The following is a 20,449-nucleotide window of genomic DNA, read 5'->3' as shown; positions in this document are numbered from 1 at the left end:
GAGGAGGACACGCCGTTCTTCCGGACAACTCCCCGGTGATAGCCGGATCATCGCTGATGTGCAGTGACTCTGCGGGCGAGTCTACCGCCGTCGGGCCGCGAGGGCACCGACCAGCAGCAGGATCGCTCCGATGAGGCAGACGCCGATACATGCCCACGCCCAGATCACCGAACCGGTGATCAACGACGTGATGAGCAATGCGAAGCCGACGCCTGCCAGTACGAGCGTCAGAACAAGCACGCACTCACCCGATCATTCTCGGCGGAAGTCGAGAGGATCAGTTGTTGCCCTTGGCGTACTGCCCGAAGTTGGACGACTGTCCGTTGTCCTTGCCGAAGGGATCCTGACCACTGTCGACGGGCAGTGCCGACGAACGCTGGTCGAGTTCCTGCAGCTGGGACTCCAGGTAGGACTTGAGGCGGACCCGGTACTCGCGCTCGAAGGTCTTGAGGCGCTCGATGCGCTCCTCGAGAACCGAACGCTGCTGGTTGATGGTCGCCATGATCTCGGTGTGCTTGCGCTCGGCGTCGTTCTCGAGAGCGTCAGCCTTCTCCTTGGCCTGGCGAAGCTGCGTCTCCGAGCGGGTCTGCGCATCCGTGAGAAGTGCGTCGGCCTTCTGACGAGCCTCGGACACGAGCGACTCCGCGCGAGACTGAGCCTCGCTCACCAGACGGTCCGAGTTGGCGCGGGCGCTTCCGAGCAGCTGCTCGGACTCGGTCTTCGCGTCGCCGGTCAGACGATCGGCCATCTCCTGGGCGAGGCCGAGGATCTTGGCTGCCTGCATGTTGGAGTCGCCGGCCGACTGCGCGGCGGGAGCCGGTGCGGGCGCCGGAGCCTGCACCACGGGGGCGGGCTTCGGGGGCTCCGGGCGGGGCGCGGGCGGAGGTGTGGGAGCAGGCGCGGGCGCAGGGGTGTTCTGGCGCGAGGACGCCGAGCTCTTGGCCTCGGCCAAGTCCTGGTCGAGTTCCCCGACCCGCTGACGCAGGTCGGCGTTCTCCTCGATCAGGCGCGACAGCTCCTGTTCGACGAGATCGAGGAATGCATCGACCTCGTCCTCGTTGTATCCGCGCTTACCGATGGGCGGCTTGCTGAACGCGACGTTGTGCACATCGGCGGGAGTCAGCGGCATGGAAGGGTCCCTTCACGCGTCTCGAGAGCGGTGGAGCATCGACAAGCGATGTACGCGAGCATTCGTTCGATCAACAGGTGGCAGTGGATTCCTGATCGCAGCGGCGGTCACGATGCTGCCGACAACCAGGACATTCAGTTATATCGCACAAAGAGCGACGGGTACTCATCGTGCACCTTCGAGGAACATTCTGTCACATGCGGCACTGCCGCCGTCCACGGAACGCGCCAGGGCGGTGCGCTCAGCCGACGCCCTGAACGACACGCATCAGAATGAACACGATGAACAGCAGAACCATGATCGACAGGTCGAGGCGGACCCCACCCAGGTTGAGCGGCGGAATGATGCGCCGGAGCAGCTTCACGGGCGGGTCGGTCACCGTGAAGATCGCCTCCAGGACGATCACGACCACACCGGTCGGACGCCAGTCACGTGCGAACGACCGGATGAATTCGACGATGATCCGACCGATGAGCAGCAGCCAGAAGACGAACAGGATGAAGTACAGAACGGCGAACACTCAGTTCACCGCCCGGCGGAACTCGGCACACGGCGACAACGACGACATTCTCTGATCACGCACTCCACCACAATGCCATCTCGCGGCACCCGGAGGTGCCGACGACACTCTCACCGCGGGGAGGTCGGCGTCACTGCTGGTTGTAGAAGCCCGTCTCGGCGATTCGGCGGCGCTCCTCGGCGGACACATCGACGTCCGCGGGTGAGAGCAGGAACACCTTCGTGGCGACTTTGTCGAACGAACCACGGAGGGCGAAAGCGAGGCCTGCCGCGAAGTCGACCAGACGCTTGGCGTCGGCATTGCTCATCTCGACCAGATCCATGATGACCGGGGTGCCGTCACGGAACCGCTCACCGATGGTGCGTGCCTCGCTGTAGTCGCGGGGACGCAGCGTGGTGATGGTCGACATGGGGCCTCCGTCGTCGAGCGACACCTGCCGGCGGGGCTCTGCATGTCGGGGTTCTGCGTGGCGGGATTCCGGAGCGTTCCGGGTGTCCATGGCGAGTGCGCCGCGCGTGGAGGTACGCATCGATCCGGCCGACCGAGGTCCGCCACTCGACCGTGACGACATCGGGGAGACACGCGCGCTGTGACGCGGCTCCATACGGTCGTAATCGTCGTCGTCGCGACGTCCTCCGACGTAGGCCGGCTCGGCGAATTCGCGGTCGGCGTAGTCGTCATGGTCGTCCATCGATTTTCCGTATCCGCCACGCGACGACCGGGATGCGACGGGCGCATCCGTGTCGTCGAGGTAGTCGTCCTCGAAATCGTCGAGTGGGACCATGCCGAAGTAAGCCTTGAACTTGTGCAACGTGCTCATCGGTGGACCTTCCTGGCGTGGCGGTGAAGCTCTGCGTTACTGGTATTCATGTGACTGAACGAGATCAATGGTGACGATGGTGTTCATGCCGTCAAGGCGAGGTTATCGGCCGCGGACCGAGGATCGCGGTTCCGACACGCACACACGTCGACCCATGTCGGACAGCCTCTTTTAGGTCACCGGTCATGCCCGCGGAAAGCTCGACCGCACCCGGATGCGAGCGCAGGACCTGCGCGTGCAGAGCCTGCAGATCCTCGAACGCAGCGTCCGGATCGGCGTCCATCGGAGGCACCGCCATCAACCCGGCGAGGCGAAGTCCCTCCGTCGCGGCGACGTCGTCGACCAGTGCGGGAAGATCCTCACGGTCGACGCCTCCCCGGTGGGTGTCGCCGTCGAGGCTCACCTGCACGAACACCTCCAGATCACGGGTGCGGGCACCGTCGTCCATCGCCCCGGCGACGGCCTTCCCCAGCGCGGCGACCAACCTGTCCGTATCGACCGAGTGGATCGAATAGGCCCACGCAGCAACAGCTTTGGCCTTGTTGCGTTGCAGACGTCCGATCATGTGCCAGCGGACGCCGTCGGTACCGATCTCGGCGACCTTCGGCGACGCGTCCTGCTCGCGGGATTCACCGAATTCCGTGCACCCCAGATCGCGCAGGATCGCGATGTCCGACGCGGGGAAGAACTTGGTGACGGGAAGCAGTGTCACGTCCTCCGGTGACCGATCCGCAGCGACGCACGCCGCGCGGAGACGGGTGCGCACCTGATCGAGGTGCTCGGCGAGGTACGACCGGCGTTCGTCGTGAACGTTCACGAGGTGGTGTCCATCCAGATGACACCCGCATGCCGACCGGTGGGTGCGCCGCGGCGATGACTGAACAGTGAGCGATCGGTGATCGTCTCGCGCGGATCGAGCGCTACGCCCGCGATACCGGACTCGAGGAGTTGCCTCCGCAGACCCGCACGGATGTCGAGCCCCGGCGTGCCCTTCCGTGTCCGAGTAGCGCTGCCGGGTAGATGGGTCTCCACATCGATCTGCATCGTGCGGGGAACTTCGTAGTCCTCTCCCCCGGCCGCGGGACCCATGAATGCTTCGATACGCGAGATCCGAGCACCGACGGCCACCATGGCGTCGAGAACACGCGGGACGATGCCGATGCGCGCACCGACGCGTCCCGCGTGGACTGCAGCGATGACACCGGCCGCGTCGTCGGACAGCAGCAGGGGGACGCAGTCCGCCGCCAGCACGACCAGCGCGAGGTCGCGCTGCGTCGTCACCACCGCGTCCGTCGCATCGAGCGGAGCGCTCTGCGGACCGTCGATCGTCGCCACCGCGCGTCCGTGGATCTGATCCATCCACACGAGACGGCCGGGATCGAGGCCGATCTTCTCGGCGAGACGGCGACGGTTGGCGGCGACGTCGGCAGGACTGTCACCGACGTGGTCACCGAGATTGAAGGAATCGTAGGGAGGCTTGGACACGCCTCCGGCGCGTGACGTCGTCACGCGCCGGACGCGGTAGCCGCGGTCGGAGATGCTCACCGACGCATGAAGGAGGGCACGTCCACGTCGTCGTCACCGTCGTCGTCCACCCGGACGGGATGTCCGGTGGCACGCGCGGCGCGCTCGCCGATCGGCGGGAGAGACGACGACGAGGAGGGCGCGTCGCGGAAGACGGCGGGGCCGTCGTCCTCGGTGCGCGTCTCACCCGCGCGAGCGGTGCCCACGGTGGCGCCGCGTGACTGGCTCTGCGGTGCCTCGACGGGACGGCGAGCGGGTCCGCTGCCGTCGAATCCGGCAGCGATGACGGTGACACGCACCTCGTCGCCCAGGGAGTCGTCGATCACGGTGCCGAAGATAATGTTGGCGTCGATGTGCGCAGCTTCCTGGACCAGCGATGCTGCCTCGTTGATCTCGAAGAGTCCCAGATCCGAGCCACCGGCGATGGACAGCAGGACGCCGCGGGCGCCTTCCATCGACGCTTCGAGCAGCGGCGAGTTGATCGCCGACTCGGCCGCCTTGATGGCGCGACCTTCCCCGCGGGAGGAGCCGATGCCCATCAGGGCGCTGCCCGCTCCGGACATGACGCCCTTGACGTCGGCGAAGTCGACGTTGATCAGACCGGGAGTGGTGATCAGATCGGTGATGCCCTGCACGCCGTTGAGAAGGACCTCGTCGGCGGACCGGAACGCGTCCATGAGGCTGACGGCTGCGTCGCCGAGCTGGAGCAGCCGGTCGTTCGGGATCACGATGAGCGTGTCGCACGATTCGCGCAGACCCTGGATACCGACGTCGGCCTGGCCGCCGCGACGCTTGCCCTCGAACGAGAAGGGGCGCGTGACGACGCCGACGGTGAGGGCGCCGAGCTTGCGGGCGATGCTGGCGACGACGGGTGCGCCGCCGGTACCGGTGCCGCCACCTTCGCCGGCGGTGACGAAGACCATGTCGGCGCCCTTGAGCACCTCTTCGATCTCGTCCTTGTGGTCCTCGGCGGCCTTGCGGCCGACCTCGGGATCTGCGCCGGCGCCGAGACCGCGAGTGAGTTCGCGGCCGACGTCGAGCTTGACGTCGGCGTCCGACATGAGCAGCGCCTGCGCGTCGGTGTTGACCGCGATGAACTCGACTCCCTTGAGTCCCTGTTCGATCATGCGGTTGACCGCGTTGACGCCGCCGCCGCCGATGCCGACGACCTTGATTACGGCGAGGTAGTTGTGCGGGGGCGTCATGGGCTCTCGCCTTCCGTGGTTGGTGATCAAGATGCTGCCAAACCCTCAACCTGAACCATAGGTTCATAGTTATGTCAAGTGATCGACTGGGTGGAACGCTAGAGACACCGTCTCGTGGGTTCCATTAGGCGCGCCGACACACGCCGAGAAAACTTGTGAACGGCTTTTCTATCGAATGGTCGGGAGATCAGGACTGGACACGTCGTACGTCTGTCCCGGCTGCGTGAGCAGCGGCAGCGCGACCGACGCCTTGTACTCGTTGTCGTCGTTGCTCCCCCACACCACGACGCGTCCGTCGTAGAGCGTCAGCGATACCGCCGAGATGGTCGGCGCGTCGATCTGCGCGACCTGCGAGCGCAGGGGGGCCGGAAGCGAAGTCAGCACCGCCAGAGCGGATCTCGTCTCCAGGTTCCCGAACGACGGACTGGCCGCCACCAACCGCACGACCCCCGGAGGCGGCGGCTCGACGGCGAAGTCGACCGCGTCGACATCCATCAGATGAGTGCCGTCGGGGGCATCGAAGAACACGACGGGAATGCGTTCCTCGACGGTGACACGGACGGTTGCCGGATAGACGCGTTGAACCCGCACCGTGGCGACCTTCGGAATGGCGGCGACACGGGACGCCGCCCCGTCGGTGTCGACCCTGGGCAGCGGAGTTCCCTCGACCACCTGCAGAGCCTCGACGACCTGCTCCCGCGTCACCGCGGCATTGCCCGTGACGTCGATGGTGTCCACCGCCCACAGCGGGCCGAAGTACGATACGACGACGAACGCGATCGACGCCACCAGGGCGGCGAGGATCGCGAACTTTCCCTTGCGACCGATGCGGGGCTCGCGCGCCGTCGACCTGCTTGATCCCCGAGTGCCGGACGCACCCCGACTACCCGACGTGCGAGTTCGCGTCGAGCGCTGCGCGCCCACACGTCTCGGTGTCGCCGCGGGGCGAGTACGACCGCTTCCGCGTGAAGTCATCTCTCTCGACCCGCTCAGCGCCGCGCCGGCGTCGAGCGGAGGGCGTCCAGGATCTGGCTCCCGAGCATCGTCACGTCGCCCGCGCCCATCGTCACCACGATGTCGCCGGAGACGCACAGCCCCGCCACCTGACGAGGCGCTGCGGACAGATCCGGTTGGTAGTGAACGGGTTTGGTGACCGACCGGGCGACGGTGGCGCCGCTGATCCCCGGTACCGGATCCTCGCGGGCGCCGTACACGTCGAGGACGACGACCTCGTCCGCGAGATCGAGTGCCGCGGCGAACTGATCCGCGAACGTCGCGGTGCGGGAGTACAGATGCGGCTGGAACACGACGATCACGCGGCCCGGCGTCGCCGTGTCGGCGGTGCGGACCAGATCGGCGGCAGCACCGAGAACGGCGCGAACCTCCGTCGGGTGGTGGGCGTAGTCGTCGAACACGCGGACGCCGCGTTCGCGTCCTTGCAGCTGGAAGCGTCGGTGAACGCCCGCGAATCCGGCGAGACCCTCGACGATCTCGTCGACACCGGCGCCCGTCTCGCGAGCTGCGACGACAGCCGCCATCGCGTTGAGGGCCATGTGCCGCCCGGGGACACCGAGACGGACCGTGCGTGCCCGCTCCTCCCCCGCCAAGCGGAACTGCACGACACCGCCCGTGTCCTCCGGGGACCACCCCAGCAGCTCGGCCGCCGTCTCGACGCCCTCGATACCGGCGTCGTCCGAGCCGTACCCCAGGACGCGGACACCCTCGGGCGCACGCTGGGCGACGCGGCGGGCGAGTTCCCGCGACCCGGGATCGTCCGTGCACACCACCAGGGCGCCGCCGGGAGACAATCGCGCCGCGAAGTCGTCGAAGACCTGCACGTACGCGTCCTCGCTACCGAAGTAGTCGAGATGATCCGCCTCCACGTTGGTCACGACGATCAGATCGGGGTCGTACTGCAGGAGTGACCCGTCGCTCTCGTCCGCCTCGGCCACGAAGACCTCGCCGGTGCCGTGGTGCGAGTTGGTGCCGGCCTCGTTGAGTTCGCCGCCGACGGCGAACGACGGGTCCGCTCCACAGTGCTGCAGAGCGACGACGAGCATCGACGTCGTCGAGGTCTTCCCGTGCGTACCCGAGACGAGCACGGTGCGGAATCCGCGCATCAAGGACGCGAGCACAGCAGGCCTGAGCAGAACGGGCACGCCGCGATCCGCCGCCTCGACGAGTTCCGGGTTGGTCTTGGGGATGGCGGCATGCGTGGTGACGAGTGCTGTGGGGCCGCCGTCGAGCATGTCGAGAGCCGACGCGTCGTGACCGATGCGGATCAGAGCACCGCGAGCGCGCAGAGCCTTGACGCCGCGGCTCTCCTTCGCATCGGAACCGGACACCTGACCCCCACGGGACAGCAGGATGCGGGCGATCCCGGACATTCCCGCTCCGCCGATGCCCACCATGTGGACGCGCTGCAGTTCGGGAGGAAGGGTCGGATCGACCGAGGAGGTACTCATCGGTCGCCTCCGCCCCGTGCGATGTCCAGGACGATGCGCGCGACGTGTGCCGCCGCGCCGCGATGCCCCGCACCGGCGGCAGCCGCGCTCATAGAGTCCAGCCGTGCGGGATCGGTCAGCAGTGCCACCACATCGGACGACACGAAGTCCGGTGTGAGATCGGCATCGGCGATCACGACGCCGCCCCCGGCCGCGACGACCGGGCCCGCGTTGAGCTCTTGTTCCCCGTTGCCATGAGGCAAGGGTACGTAGAAGGCGGGCAAACCGACTGCCGAGACCTCTGCGACGGTCATGGCGCCCGACCGGCACACGACGGCGTCCGCCGCGGCGTACGCCAGATCCATCCGCGTCAGGTACGGGACGGCCACGTACGGCGCAGGTGCCACCGAGCCGTCGTCCGACGGTGTAGGCAGGTCGAGCGTGTTCTTCGGTCCGTGCGCATGCAGCACGGACACACCTGCCGCGCGCAGAGCGGCCGCGGCTCCGGATACCGCGAGGTTCAGAGATCGCGCACCCTGGGATCCGCCGAACACGAGAAGAACGGGGCCGTCCTTGGGCAGACCGAAATGCGCGCGGGCCTCCGCGCGCAGGCCGGCGCGATCGAGATCGGTGATCGTGGGCCGGACCGGGATACCGACGACCTCCGCATCGCTGCGCCCACGCCCATGGATTCCCGACCCGTCGACGGCGGCCAGGACGCGCGTCGCGAGACGCGCTCCGACCTTGTTGGCGATGCCGGCGCGCGCATTGGCCTCGTGCACGACGATCGGCACCGAGCCTCGCGCGGCGAGATAGGCCGGAAGCGCGACGTACCCACCGAAGCCGACCACGACATCCGCGTCGACCTCGCGCAAGACCTTGCGTGTCTCGCGCACCGAGCGCACGACTTTCGCGGGCAGACCCAGCAACGCGCCGGTCAGCTTGCGCGGCAACGGAACCGGCGGGATCAGCGCGAGTGGGTAACCGCGTGCGGGAACGAGAGTGGTCTCGAGTCCACGCTCGGTACCCAGGGCCGTCACCCGCACCGACGGGTCCAGCTCCCGCAGGGCATCCGCCACCGCGAGAGCTGGTTCGATGTGTCCGGCCGTGCCGCCGCCGGCGACGACGACGGACACGCCGGAAGAACTTGTCACCGGTCGTATCTCCGTTCTCGGGGTGGGGTGCGGCGAGGACTCTGCCGGCCTCGCTCCGCCCTCGGGGCCTGATGTGGTGCGCCGCGCCGCGGCTGCTGGTGCTCGGCGCGTCCCGACATCCGTTGTGGCGCTGCGCGACGCGCGTCTTGCGGGGGAATCGCCCGGCGACGCGGCGGCGCGGCGACAGCGCCCCGCCCGCGAGCCTGCGACGACCGGGCCGGCGAATACACCTCTGGCACCGGCAGTCTCAGCAACCGCCCGAACCTTCCGTCGCGACCGGATGCCAGGGCCGCCACCGCTTCGGGTTCGTGCCGGGAGATGTTCGCGAGAAGTCCGAGCACCAGAAGTGTGATGGCCGTGGACGTTCCACCTGCCGACACCAGGGGCAACTGGAGGCCGGTGACGGGAAGCAGTCCGACGACGTAGCCGATGTTGATCGCGGCCTGCGCCAGGATCCACACGGTGAAGGTCGCGACGAGGATCTTCATGAACGGATCGGGAACCCGTGCGGCGATACGCAAGCCCGTGAAGACCAGGATGCCGAACAGTCCGATGACGGCGACGCAGCCCACCAGACCGAGTTCCTCACCGATGATGGCGAAGATGAAGTCGTTGTGCGCGTTCGGAAGGTAGCTCCACTTGGCCCGACTCTGACCGAGGCCGAGTCCGAACATCCCGCCGTCCGCGAGCGAGTAGAGAGCCTGACGCGACTGGTAGCCGATGCCCTGCGGGTCACTGCCGGGGTTCAGCCAGTTCTGGATGCGAGCCGATCGGTATCCGGCGGTCATGGCAAGGGTGGCGGCGGCGAGGAAGAGCCCACCGACGACGGAGCCGAACACCTTGACCGGCAGGCCGGCGAACCACAGCAGCGCCATCAGGATGATGCCGAGCGCAACCGTGGTTCCGAGGTCCGGCTGCAGCACGATGAGTCCGAACACGACCATCGCGGCAGGAACCAGCGGAATCAGAAGTTCCTTCAGCCCCGCTCGTTCGGCTCGTCTCGATGCGAGCAGGTGCGCACCCCACACCGCGAACGTCACTTTGGCGATCTCGGACGGCTGCAGGCCGACCCCGCCGATGGTGAACCACCCGCGAGTTCCCTGGGCGACCGTGCCGATACCGGGGATGAGCACCAGGACCAACATCACGATCGAGATCACGAACAGCGGCAGTGACAGCTTGCGCACCAGGCGGATCGGGACCCGCAGCGCGAACACGAACATCACGAGCCCGACCACGGTGAAGATCGCCTGGCGCGTGAACATCGTGTACGCCGATCCGTCCTCGGCGTACGCCTCGACGGACGACGCGGAGAGCACCATGACCAGTCCGAGCGTGGTGAGCAGCGCGGCAACGGTGATGATCAGGTGGAATGACGCGAGAGGACGATCGATCCACGTCTCGAACTTCGCTCGAACCGGGCGACGACCGGTCGTCCGCTCGGGACGTGTCGCGCCGAGGGGTCCGGGCGCGATGGGACCACCCGCGCGCGACGGTGGTGTCGTGGCGGTTCCGCGAGCCTGCGTCATGCCGGTCGACCCCCGAGGTCTCCCTCTGTGAGAGCGAGCGCGGCCGCCGCGAAGCTGTCCCCGCGGTGCCCGTAGTCGCGGAACTGGTCGAAGGAGGCGGTGGACGGAGCCAGCAGCACGGTCGTGCCGGACTCGGCTCGGCGAGCGGCCGCACGGACCGCCTTCGTCATCACTTCGTCACCGTCAGTCACATCAGTCGCATCGGCCACTTCAGCATCGTCTCCCGGCGGCACCCGAACGACGGGCACATCCGGGGCGTGTCGCGCGAGTGCTGACGCGATCCGGTCCCCGTCCTGGCCGAACACTACGGCGGCGACCAATCGGGACCGGATCTCCGAGATCAGATCGTCCACCTCGGCGCCCTTGAGCATCCCGCCCGCAAGCCACACGACACGATCGTGCGCCAGGATCGACGACCGGGCCGCGTGCGGATTGGTGGCCTTCGAATCGTCGACGAACCGCACGCCGGCCAAGGTCCGCACCGTGGCGGCACGGTGCGGACCGACGCGGAAGGCTCGCAGGCCGGCGTCGACCGCAGCCGGAGAGACGCCGATCGCCCGAGTCAGAGCCGACGCGGCCAACGCGTCCTGCAACCCGGCGGGGCCGGGCGGCTCGATGATCGAGATGTCCACCAGCGAGACGTAGTCACCGAACGCGCGATCGACGATCGCGCCGTCGATCACCCCGACGTCCCCGTCGTCCGGCTCACCGGCCGTGAAACCGACCGTCGTCTCCGCGGTCGAACGATCGCGCAGAGACGCCGCTACCGCGTCGTCGAGACCGACCACGGCGATGTCTCCGCGCAGCGCCTGCAATTTCGCCTGGACGTAGGCGTCCATGCCTCCGTGCCAGTCGAGGTGATCCTCGGCGATGTTGAGCACCACGCCGGCCGCAGGTTGCACCGACGGCGCCCAGAAGAGTTGGAACGACGACAGTTCGACCGCGAGCACATCCACGCGTGGTTCGCGGCGGAGCGCGTCCATCACCGGGACGCCGATGTTCCCGCAGGCGGCGGACGACAGGTTCGCGGCCTCGAGAACCGACTCCACCATCGACGTGGTGGTGGTCTTGCCGTTGGTGCCGGTCACCACCAACCATTGTCGAGCCGGTCCGTAGACCTCGGCGCGGTCGATCCGCCACGAGAACTCGATGTCGCCCCAGACCGGCACGCCGACGGTCAGCGCAGTGGTGAGCAGCGGCGAGTCGGGCCGGAAGCCGGGGCTGGTGACGACCAGGGCGTACTCGGCGACGGCGTCGCGATCCGTCGCCACGGAATCCATGTGCACCGTGTCCACACCGAGCTCGGCACACGTCTCCAACGACGACACGTCGGAATCGGTGACCGTGACCAGGGCGCCCACGTCGTGCAGGGCCGGAACGACCGCTCGACCGGACACCCGGCCGCCGGCGACGAGCACGCGTCGCCCCTGCAGGTCGAGCGGAGATCCGAGCGGGGCGCGAGGTTCCTCCGTGACCACGTCAGTCACCGATCGCCGAGAGGTATTCGCTGTAGAAGAGCGCCAGGCCCACCGCGGACGAGATGGCCGCCAGCAACCAGAACCGGATGATGACCGTCGTCTCGGCCCACCCTCCTAGTTCGAAGTGGTGGTGGAACGGGGCCATCCGGAACACCCGTCGACGGCTCGACCGGAACACCGCCACCTGGATGACGACGGACGCGGCCTCGGCCACGAACAGCGCGCCGATGACGACCATCAGCAACTCGGTGCGCGTCACGATCGACAGCCCGGCCAGCAGACCGCCGAGTGCCAGCGACCCGGTGTCCCCCATGAAGATCTTCGCTGGAGCGGCGTTCCACCAGAGGAATCCGATGCACGCTCCCGCCGCGGCCGCACAGATCAGGGCCAGGTCGAGCGGATCGCGCACGTCGTAGCAACCGGGGCCCGGCTCGGTGGTGCACGACTGGCGGTACTGCCAGAACGTGATGACCGTGTACGCGCCGAGCACCAGGGTCATCGATCCTGCTGCGAGGCCGTCGAGACCGTCCGTCAGGTTGACGGCGTTGGACCAGGCGCTGACCAGCAGGTAGCAGAACAGGATGAAGACGACTCCGCCCATGGACACCGTCGCGATGTCACGCACGTAGCTCAGTTGGACGCTGCCCGGCGTCAGACCGCCCGCACCGTTGAACTGCAAGGCCAGCACACCGAAGATGACGGCCGCGATCAGCTGGCCCACCAGCTTCGCCGTCTTGTTCAGCCCCAGGTTGCGCTGCTTGCGGATCTTGATGAAGTCGTCGAGAAACCCGACCACGCCCAGAACCGTCGTCAAGCCGAGGACCAGGAGCGCGGAGACGGACGGGCCGTCCGCGTCGTACCCGACGCCGATGAGGTGCGACCCCCAGTAGCCGGCCCACAGACCGGCGAGGATCGCCACACCGCCCATGGTGGGCGTGCCCCGCTTCGACTGGTGGCTCGCCGGACCCTCGACGCGGATCTCCTGACCGAATCCTTGTTTGGAGAACGCCTTGATCAGGACGGGTGTCAGCAGGATGGCGACCGCGAGCGCGATCCCTCCCGCGAACAGAATCTGTCTCACCGAGTCTCCCCCTGCTCGTCGAGCAACGCTTCCGCGACGGTCCACAGGCCGATCGACCGGGACGCCTTCACCAACACCAGATCGCCCGGGAGAATCTCTTCCCGCAGCAGCTCGATCGCCGCGGCCGGGTCGTCGACGAGGTAGGCCTCGTCGCCCCAGGACCCTTCCATCACCGCCCCCTGATACATGCCGTGGGAGGGTCGGCCGGTCCCGACGACGATGATCTTGCTGACGGCCAGTCGCACGGCGAGCCGGCCGATGCGATCGTGTTCGATGACGGAATCGTCGCCCAACTCCCCCATCTCTCCCAGCACGGCCCACGACCGCCGACCGCCGTCACGGCCACTGCGCGCCATGGTGACCAGAGCCTTCAGCGCGGCGCGGACGGAGTCGGGATTGGCGTTGTACGAGTCGTTGACGACGGTGACTCCGTCGGCCCGGGTACGGACATCCATCCGCCGTGCGGACGCGGCCTCGGCACCGGACAGCGCCGCGGCGATCGTCTCGACGTCCATGCCGCATTCGAGTCCCACCGCGGCGGCCGCGAGCGCGTTCCCCACCTGATGTTCCCCGTGCACCAGCAGGGACACCGGCGCCGATCCCGACGGCGTGACCATCGTGAAGGACGCGCGAGCGGTGTCGTCGAGAACGATGTCCCGCGCATGGACGTCGGCACCCTCGTTCTGGCCGTACGTCACCACCCGTGCCGTCGTCTTCGACGCCATCGCGGCGACGAGAGGGTCGTCCAGGTTCAGGACGGCGACGCCACCGGCTTCGTCGGCCGGAAGTGCTTGCACCAGTTCCGCTTTCGCTTCGGCGATGATCTCACGCGAGCCGAATTCACCCAGATGTGCCGTGCCGACGTTCAGCTCGACGCCGATACGGGGCGGCGCGATCGCGGCGAGCTCCGCGATGTGCCCCCGGCCGCGCGCGGACAGTTCGAGAACGAGGAACTTCGTCGACGCGTCGGCACGCAGCGCGGTCCACGGATGGCCCAGCTCGTTGTTGAACGATCCAGGAGGAGCGACCACCGATCCTGCGCGCTCGAGTACCGCGCGGATCAGGTCCTTCGTCGAGGTCTTGCCCGACGAACCGGTCACCCCCACGACCGTGAGTCCGCCGGCCACCAGGTCGGCGACGGACGCTCGCGCGAGCGTCGCCAAGGCCGCGAGAACGGCCGGTCCCGGACCGTCGGCGTGCTCGACCACGATGGCCGGCACTCCGACCGGACGCCCCGCGAGGACCGCGACGGCTCCGGCTGCGATCGCTCCGGCCGCGTGCTCGTGTCCGTCCACGCGCTCCCCCGGCAATGCGAGGAACAGCCCACCCGGGGTCATCTTGCGGGAGTCGAACTCGACTCCCGCCGTCACCTCGGCGGTGGGATCGGGTACGTCGTGCAGCGTTCCGCCCACGATCTCCGCGATGGCGGCCAAGGACAGTCGGATCACATCGAGCCTCTCAATCGTTCTATGGCCTCGGCGAGCACCAGTCGATCGTCGAACGGGTGCTTGGTTCCGCCCACGTCCTGGCCCACCTCGTGACCCTTGCCGGCCACGAGCACCACGTCACCGGGGCGTGCCCACCGAACAGCGGCATCGATCGCGTCGTCACGCGGGGAGATCTCGCGGACCTCTCCGCTCCGATCGCCGGGCACCTCGTCGGCCCCGCGCCGGATGGCGGTGCGGATGGCGGCGGGATCCTCGGAGCGGGGATTGTCGTCCGTGATGATCACCAGGTCGGCGGCAGTTGCCGCGGACCTGCCCATGATCGGTCGCTTCTCCGCATCACGATCGCCGCCCGCGCCGACGACCACGGCGATCCGGCCGTCCGTCGAGGCCCGCAACGTGGAGAGGACTGCATCCAGGGCGGCCGGCTTGTGTGCATAGTCGACGACGGCGAGGAACGACTGACCGCGCTCGACCCGCTGCATCCGTCCCGGCACGTCGACAGTGGCCATCGCGTCGAACGCGTTCGCGGGATCGACACCCACCTCGGCGCAGACGGCCGCGGCGAGTACGGCATTGGCGACGTTGTACCGGCCGGGGATGCGCAAGCGCGCGGACAGCACCTCGTCTCCGTGGGACACCTCGAAAGTCTGCGTTCCGTCCGATCCGGGAGCCCACGCGCCGACCGTCCACGACCCCGCGGCGCCGCTCCCGTCCGTCGAGACCGTCACGGGTGCGGCGGTCGCGGACGCGATGTCCGCCATCCGCCGGCCCCACTGATCGTCGATACACACGACCGCCCGCGCCGCGCGGACCGCTGAGTCCGGGGCAAACAGTCGAGCCTTCGCCGCGAAGTAGTCCTCGAAGGTGTGGTGGAAGTCGAGATGATCCTGCGACAGGTTGGTGAACGCGCCCACCGCGAAGCTCGTGCCGTCGACACGTCCCAACGACAACGCGTGCGACGACACCTCCATGACCACGGTGTCCACACCCTGCTCGTACATCGCGGCGAACATCGCGTGCAGATTCGGAGCCTCGGGCGTCGTCAACGCGGACGGAACGGGCTCGGTGCCGATGCGGGTCTCGATGGTTCCGATCAATCCGGGAGTGCGCCCGCCGGCCCGTAGCGCAGCCTCCACCAGATAGGAGGTGGTGGTCTTGCCCGAGGTGCCGGTGATCCCGATGACCGTCATCTTCGACGACGGCGAATCGTAGACGGCCGCCGACAGCGCGCCGAGAACGTCGCGGGGACGTGGGTGCACGAGGACGGCGACTCCGTCGGGCACGCCGTCGGTACTCATCAGAGCCAGACCCTCGTCGTCCGTCACGACAGCGACTGCACCGCGGGAGAGGGCGTCGGCGGCGAAGGTGGCCCCGTGCGAGCGCGCACCCGGCAGGGCCGCGAACACGTCTCCGGCCACGATGTTCTGCGCACGGAGCTCGATGCCCGTCACCCGCACGTCGTCCGACGACTCCTCGAGCGCGCCTCCGCGGAGGATGCCCCGGCGAAGACCTACGGCGCGTGCCAGATCGCTCGCCGACGTGACCGGAGGCCGCTGCGGGCGGAGGGACGTGCTGGGCACTTCGATGACGCTCCTCGTGTGGATCGGGACCCGGTGTCCGGTCGGGCAGGAAATTCGGACATGCGGCTGTGACACGGTCGAGTAGACGACGGACATGCCGACAGCCGACGCATCAGATTACCGGCGAGCCGACCCCGCGGCGGACGTGCCGTCGGCAAGAGGGTGTCGCGGCAGGTGAGCGCCGTGTCGCCGCGCTGTTGCGCGGCCTACTGGTCGGCCTGGAGAACCAGCCGTCGTCCCTCTGCGGACAGCGGAACCGCATCTCGCTGGAGCATCCAGGACGCGATCGTGTGGAAGAGCGGTGCAGCGGACTGTCCGCCCGAACCGTCGGAACTGCGGGTCGGCGCGTCGAGCATGATGCCGATCACGTAGCGAGGGTTGTCGGCCGGAGCGATACCGGCGAAGGTGATCCAGTAGCTCGAGTTGGAGTAGCACTTGCACTCCGGATCCACCTGCTGCGCGGTACCTGTCTTACCGCTGACCTGGTATCCCTCGATACCTGCCGCGACACCCGTGCCGCGTTGGTTGCCGGTGTCGCTCTGGGTGACGGCGCGGAACATGTCACGCACGGTCTTCGCCGTCTCCGGGCTGACCACCTGGACGCCGTCGGGCCGCGGCTCCTCGGTGCGCTGCCCGTCCGTTCCCACGGTCGCCGAGACGATGCGCGGCGGGATGCGGAGTCCGTCGTTGGCGATGGCCTGGTACATCCCGGTCATCTGCAGGAGGGTCATGGACAGACCCTGGCCGATGGGGAGGTTGGCGAACGTTCCGCCCGACCACTGGTCGCGGGCCGGAACGCTGCCGGCACTCTCGCCGGGAAGGCCGACGTCGGTGCGCTGGCCCAGACCGAACTTGTCCAGCATGTCGGCGTACCGATCCTCGCCGACACGTTGCGCGAGCATCAGGGTTCCGACGTTGGACGACTTACCGAAGACGCCGGTGGTCGTGTACGGCGCGACCCCGTGATCCCACGCGTCCTTGACGGTGGCGCCGGACATCGTGATGCTGCCCGGTACCTGCAGCACCTCGTCCGGGTTCGTCAGTCCTTCGTCGACGGCTGCTGCGGCGGTGATGATCTTGTTGACCGAGCCCGGTTCGAACGGGCTCGACACGGACAGATTGCCCATCTGGGCGGACGCGGAGTTGTTGCCGACGCCGATCGACGGATCGAACGTGCCGTCGTTGGCCATCGCCAGGACCTGCCCGGTCTGGGAGTCGAGAACGACGGCGGACGCGTTCTTCGCTCCGGAGAGGTCCTTGGCCTGCTGGACCTGCTGCTGCACGTAGTACTGGATGTCGCTGTCCAGCGTCAGCTCGACTGTCGACCCGTCGATGGCCGGCTGCTGGTCGCGCCAACTGCCGGGGATGACGGCGCCGTCGCTCCCTCGGTCGTAGGTGCGGGAACCGTCGGTTCCGGCCAGGACCGGATCCATCGAGTCCTCGAGACCGAGCAGGCCGTGTCCGTCCCATCCGGTCGCGCCGACGATGTTCGCGGCCAGGGCGCCACCCGGGTATTCACGGATGTCCTGCCGTTCCAGGCCTACCTCGGGGAACTTCTCGGTGATCTCCGCGGCAACGGCGGGATCGATGCTGCGCACCAGGTACTCGAAGGATGCGGAGCTGGTCATCTTCGAGATCAGATCGGACTCGGAGACCAGATCACCGAGGATGCCGTGGACACCTGCCGCGATCTCGCGGATCCGGACGTCCGGATCGGGAGCCGTGTCGTCCTTGGCACGAGCCTCTTCGAGCTGCACGCGGACGCGCTGGGGCTGGAACGTCAGCGCCTTCGCCTCCATCGTGAAGGAGATGGGATTGCCCTGACGGTCGGTGATCGACCCGCGCACCGCCGGGTCCACGACAGTCGTCGTCCGCTGGCTGGCCGACTGCGCCGACAACGTGGGTGCGTCGATGCCCTGGATCCACAGCAGCTGCAACGTGGCGACACCGAGCACCGCGAACATCGCGAAGCGTCCGTAGCGGAACCTGAAGTCGAACGTCTCGCTCTTCTTCGGCCCACGACGACGAGGAGGACCCGGGGGGCGCGGTCCGCCCGACCCGGGATCGCTGCGTCGACGCGGATCGTGCTGTGGGGAACGCATTCCGCGATCAGCGGGGCGATACGGTTGCCGCGTCGTCACCGGGCGCCTCCTGCGATGGGGACCTGCTGCTCGCCGTTGGCGGGCGCAGGTGTCGGAACGGGTTGCGCCGCAGTCGTCGTCGCTGCGGGCGGGGGCGTGGTGGTCGTCGGCGTGCTCGTGGCCGGGGGCGTGCTGGTGGCCGGGGTCGACGACGGAGTCGGAGTCGCCGACGCAGACGTGCCGCGAGTGACCGGTGTCAGCGCTTCCCCACCGGTCGCAGCGGGGGCACCCGGGCGGGACGCCATCGGCACACCCGGACCGCTCGGGGTCGCCGACGCGAAGTCGGGAGCGGGAGGACCCGATGCCGGCGCCGGGGTTCCGATCACCTGGACCATCCCGTCGGGCTGGACGACCAGTCGGGGAACGTCTTTCGTCGGGATCATGCCCTGCGCCGTCGCACGACGAGCCAGCTCCGGTGCCGACTGCGCGATTTCCAGATCGCGCTGCAGTGCCGCTGCCTGTTCGGTCAGCGACTGGTTCTCCGCGCGCCCGGCACTGAGCAGATACGAGTCCTCGGCCGCCCGCGTACTGAGCAGAAGGGTCGAGGCCAACCCGATCGCGAGCAGCCCCATGATCGTGGCCACGAACGGCACCCGTCCGGCGAGGGATCGCTGCGTCCGAGCAGCGCGCGGATCCGACTCGTGGGACATCGCACGCTGTCGGCGCTTGTCGTACGCGCGTCGTGCCGCGCCGGTGCGAGCCGGTGGGCGGGGTGTACGAACGGTCTCGAGCGAAGAGCCGACGTCGCGGCGACCGCCCGTTCCGGGTGTATCCACCGGAACACTCATGACGACCTCCTGGAAATGCGTTCGGCTGCACGGAGTCTCACCGGTGCAGCACGGGGGTTGTCGTCGATCTCGTCTTGCGGGGCCTTCTCGGCCCCGCGGGTGAGTACGCGGAATTCCGGTCCGCTGCCGGGCAGCTCCATCGGCAGACCGTCCGGGGTGGTCGACCGAGTGAGCGGCGTCAGTTCCTGCTTGACGACGCGGTCCTCGAGCGACTGGTAGGACATGAAGACGATGCGGCCGCCGATCACCAGCGACTCGAGTGCCGGCGTGATGGCGTCGCGAAGCGAGTCCAGCTCTTCGTTGACGGCGACCCGGAGTGCCTGGAACGTCCTCTTGGCCGGGTGTCCCCCGGTACGGCGGGTGGCGGCGGGAATGCTGGCGTAAAGGAGTTCCACCAGTGGGCCACTGGTGACGAACGGCTCGGTCTCGCGGCGGCGCACGATGGCCGAGGCGATCCTGCCGGCGAACCGCTCTTCGCCGTACGTGCTGAGGATGCGGGCGATCTCACCGTGTGTCGCGGTGTTGAGGATGTCCGCGGCGGTCCGGCCGGTGGTGGGATCCATCCGCATGTCGAGCGGGGCATCGACGGAGTAGGCGAATCCGCGCTCGGCCGAGTCGAGCTGCATGGACGACACTCCGAGGTCGAACAGGATCCCGTCGACACTGTCCTTCGCTGCGAGGCCGGCGGTGTCCAGGGCGTCCTCGATGCCGTCGTACGTGGTGGCGATCAGAGTGACGCGGTCACCGAATCGTGAGAGACGCTCCGCTGCCATGGCCAGTGCATCGGGATCGCGATCGAGACCGATCAGGCGAAGGCGCGGGTACGTGTCGAGGAAATGTTCGGCATGTCCGCCGAGTCCGAGAGTGGCGTCGATGTAGACGGGATCTCGATCGGTGTCGACGGCTGCACCGAACGCGGGACCGAGAAGTTCGTCGGCGCGGTGCAGTCGGACCGGTACGTGAGAGAAGCGGGAAGCGGATCGGGGTTCGTCCTCCGCCATCGTGGTGATCTCCCGCCTGGTTCGCATGTCGTGCTGTGTGACTGTGCCGGAGGTGGCGGGGAGTGCGTCGAGGTCTCTGTCCGACAGTGGAACCTGGCGTTGGGGAAGTACGTCAGGGTCCGACCGGTACTTGGCGTTGGGGAAGTACGTCAAGGCCCGGTTTCGGGCAGAGGCCACGCGGCACTCGCCGCCGGCCCGAAATCTGTTACGACATACGGGTTTACAACATTCCCATCAATGATTCATCGACAGCTTGCGAGAAATCTTCTTCATGCTCCTGCGAGTACCGCTCCCATGACGCGGCATCCCAGAGTTCGAGGTGATCCATCGAGCCGATGACGACGCAGTCCTTGGACAGCTTCGCGTACTCGCGATGCGAGGACCCGATGGTGATGCGACCCTGCGTGTCCGGCCGCTGCTCGTCGGTTCCGGCCGCCAGGTTGCGGATGTACGCGCGAGCCTGGGGGTTGGAACGAGAAGCCTTCGACAGCTTCTCCACCCGCTCCGCGAATACGTCACGGGGATAGATGGCCAAGCTGTAGTCCTGCCCTTTGCTCACCATCACTCCTCCCGCCAGGTCTTCGCGAAACTTCGCCGGCAGCGTCAG

Annotated in this window: 19 protein-coding genes; all 19 read right to left on the bottom strand. The window is 67.9% G+C overall.

From position 1 onward, the window contains the following. Window positions 1–81: 81 nt before the first annotated feature. Window positions 82–240, bottom strand: coding sequence for a hypothetical protein (locus tag RU01_RS23190; protein ID WP_042575277.1), 159 nt, complete (start codon window positions 238–240; stop codon window positions 82–84). 37 nt (window positions 241–277) lie between these two features. Next, window positions 278–1,129: a DivIVA-like cell division protein Wag31 gene (gene wag31 / locus RU01_RS14475; RefSeq protein ID WP_042575276.1), complete on the bottom strand. Its 852-nt coding sequence runs from the start codon at window positions 1,127–1,129 to the stop codon at window positions 278–280. Between the two features lie 241 nt (window positions 1,130–1,370). Then, window positions 1,371–1,649 carry a YggT family protein gene (locus tag RU01_RS14470; RefSeq protein ID WP_042575275.1) on the bottom strand — a complete coding sequence of 93 codons (279 nt, stop codon included), beginning with the start codon at window positions 1,647–1,649 and terminating at the stop codon, window positions 1,371–1,373. Window positions 1,650–1,779: 130 nt separating this feature from the next. Then, window positions 1,780–2,469 carry a cell division protein SepF gene (locus RU01_RS14465; RefSeq protein ID WP_042575274.1) on the bottom strand — a complete coding sequence of 230 codons (690 nt, stop codon included), beginning with the start codon at window positions 2,467–2,469 and terminating at the stop codon, window positions 1,780–1,782. Window positions 2,470–2,560: 91 nt separating this feature from the next. Beyond that, complete coding sequence (locus RU01_RS14460; protein ID WP_042575273.1) at window positions 2,561–3,286, bottom strand: YggS family pyridoxal phosphate-dependent enzyme; 726 nt, start codon at window positions 3,284–3,286, stop codon at window positions 2,561–2,563. Then, window positions 3,283–4,014: a peptidoglycan editing factor PgeF gene (pgeF, locus tag RU01_RS14455; protein ID WP_442970528.1), complete on the bottom strand. Its 732-nt coding sequence runs from the start codon at window positions 4,012–4,014 to the stop codon at window positions 3,283–3,285. Before pgeF ends, RU01_RS14460 begins: the two co-directional genes overlap by 4 nt. Then, window positions 4,011–5,198: a cell division protein FtsZ gene (ftsZ, locus tag RU01_RS14450; RefSeq protein ID WP_042575272.1), complete on the bottom strand. Its 1,188-nt coding sequence runs from the start codon at window positions 5,196–5,198 to the stop codon at window positions 4,011–4,013. The genes pgeF and ftsZ overlap by 4 nt, the downstream gene beginning before the upstream one ends. A 168-nt stretch (window positions 5,199–5,366) precedes the next feature. Next, window positions 5,367–6,173 carry a cell division protein FtsQ/DivIB gene (locus RU01_RS14445; RefSeq protein WP_082043133.1) on the bottom strand — a complete coding sequence of 269 codons (807 nt, stop codon included), beginning with the start codon at window positions 6,171–6,173 and terminating at the stop codon, window positions 5,367–5,369. A gap of 14 nt (window positions 6,174–6,187) precedes the next feature. Further along, window positions 6,188–7,663, bottom strand: a complete 1,476-nt coding sequence (murC, locus tag RU01_RS14440; protein ID WP_042575271.1) for a UDP-N-acetylmuramate--L-alanine ligase — start codon at window positions 7,661–7,663, stop codon at window positions 6,188–6,190. Then, complete coding sequence (gene murG / locus RU01_RS14435) at window positions 7,660–8,796, bottom strand: undecaprenyldiphospho-muramoylpentapeptide beta-N-acetylglucosaminyltransferase (protein ID WP_231568725.1); 1,137 nt, start codon at window positions 8,794–8,796, stop codon at window positions 7,660–7,662. Before murG ends, murC begins: the two co-directional genes overlap by 4 nt. Continuing rightward, on the bottom strand, window positions 8,793–10,325 hold the full coding sequence (gene ftsW, locus RU01_RS14430) for a putative lipid II flippase FtsW (protein WP_082043132.1): 1,533 nt from the start codon (window positions 10,323–10,325) through the stop codon (window positions 8,793–8,795). Before ftsW ends, murG begins: the two co-directional genes overlap by 4 nt. Beyond that, window positions 10,322–11,812 (bottom strand): UDP-N-acetylmuramoyl-L-alanine--D-glutamate ligase, encoded by a 1,491-nt coding sequence (murD, locus tag RU01_RS14425; RefSeq protein ID WP_442970527.1) that lies wholly within the window; start codon window positions 11,810–11,812, stop codon window positions 10,322–10,324. The genes ftsW and murD overlap by 4 nt, the downstream gene beginning before the upstream one ends. Further along, the gene (gene mraY / locus RU01_RS14420) at window positions 11,805–12,884 is read right to left on the bottom strand and encodes a phospho-N-acetylmuramoyl-pentapeptide-transferase (RefSeq protein ID WP_042575268.1); all 1,080 of its coding nucleotides are present in this window, start codon (window positions 12,882–12,884) and stop codon (window positions 11,805–11,807) included. Before mraY ends, murD begins: the two co-directional genes overlap by 8 nt. After that, on the bottom strand, window positions 12,881–14,332 hold the full coding sequence (locus tag RU01_RS14415; protein ID WP_042575267.1) for a UDP-N-acetylmuramoyl-tripeptide--D-alanyl-D-alanine ligase: 1,452 nt from the start codon (window positions 14,330–14,332) through the stop codon (window positions 12,881–12,883). The genes mraY and RU01_RS14415 overlap by 4 nt, the downstream gene beginning before the upstream one ends. Beyond that, a complete protein-coding gene (locus RU01_RS14410) occupies window positions 14,329–15,912 on the bottom strand; it encodes a UDP-N-acetylmuramoyl-L-alanyl-D-glutamate--2,6-diaminopimelate ligase (RefSeq protein WP_442970526.1) in 1,584 nt (527 codons plus the stop codon). The genes RU01_RS14415 and RU01_RS14410 overlap by 4 nt, the downstream gene beginning before the upstream one ends. 206 nt (window positions 15,913–16,118) lie before the next feature. Next, the gene (locus RU01_RS14405; protein WP_156148928.1) at window positions 16,119–18,014 is read right to left on the bottom strand and encodes a peptidoglycan D,D-transpeptidase FtsI family protein; all 1,896 of its coding nucleotides are present in this window, start codon (window positions 18,012–18,014) and stop codon (window positions 16,119–16,121) included. A 35-nt stretch (window positions 18,015–18,049) separates the two neighbouring features. Further along, window positions 18,050–18,841, bottom strand: coding sequence for a hypothetical protein (locus RU01_RS14400; protein ID WP_052493294.1), 792 nt, complete (start codon window positions 18,839–18,841; stop codon window positions 18,050–18,052). Further along, complete coding sequence (rsmH, locus tag RU01_RS14395) at window positions 18,838–19,842, bottom strand: 16S rRNA (cytosine(1402)-N(4))-methyltransferase RsmH (protein WP_042575280.1); 1,005 nt, start codon at window positions 19,840–19,842, stop codon at window positions 18,838–18,840. The genes RU01_RS14400 and rsmH overlap by 4 nt, the downstream gene beginning before the upstream one ends. 220 nt (window positions 19,843–20,062) lie before the next feature. Beyond that, a partial coding sequence (locus RU01_RS14390) for a division/cell wall cluster transcriptional repressor MraZ (protein ID WP_156148926.1) occupies window positions 20,063–20,449 on the bottom strand: 387 nt, incomplete at its 5' end.

Origin of the sequence: Rhodococcus sp. MEB064, assembly GCF_000834565.1 — a bacterium.
Classification (GTDB): Bacteria; Actinomycetota; Actinomycetes; order Mycobacteriales; family Mycobacteriaceae; genus Rhodococcoides.
The sequence above is the reverse complement of the archived record's forward strand: the minus strand, read 5'-3'. Positions and strand labels throughout refer to the sequence as shown.

Excerpts from the sequence above, each read along its gene's own strand:
- wag31 (WP_042575276.1), bottom strand. The coding sequence starts at position 1,129 with ATGCCGCTGACTCCCGCCGATGTGCACAACGTCGCGTTCAGCAAGCCG.
- RU01_RS14465 (WP_042575274.1), bottom strand. The coding sequence starts at position 2,469 with ATGAGCACGTTGCACAAGTTCAAGGCTTACTTCGGCATGGTCCCACTC.
- ftsZ (WP_042575272.1), bottom strand. The coding sequence starts at position 5,198 with ATGACGCCCCCGCACAACTACCTCGCCGTAATCAAGGTCGTCGGCATC.
- RU01_RS14445 (WP_082043133.1), bottom strand. The coding sequence starts at position 6,173 with ATGACTTCACGCGGAAGCGGTCGTACTCGCCCCGCGGCGACACCGAGA.
- murC (WP_042575271.1), bottom strand. The coding sequence starts at position 7,663 with ATGAGTACCTCCTCGGTCGATCCGACCCTTCCTCCCGAACTGCAGCGC.
- ftsW (WP_082043132.1), bottom strand. The coding sequence starts at position 10,325 with ATGACGCAGGCTCGCGGAACCGCCACGACACCACCGTCGCGCGCGGGT.
- RU01_RS14405 (WP_156148928.1), bottom strand. The coding sequence starts at position 18,014 with ATGCGTTCCCCACAGCACGATCCGCGTCGACGCAGCGATCCCGGGTCG.
- RU01_RS14400 (WP_052493294.1), bottom strand. The coding sequence starts at position 18,841 with ATGAGTGTTCCGGTGGATACACCCGGAACGGGCGGTCGCCGCGACGTC.
- rsmH (WP_042575280.1), bottom strand. The coding sequence starts at position 19,842 with ATGGCGGAGGACGAACCCCGATCCGCTTCCCGCTTCTCTCACGTACCG.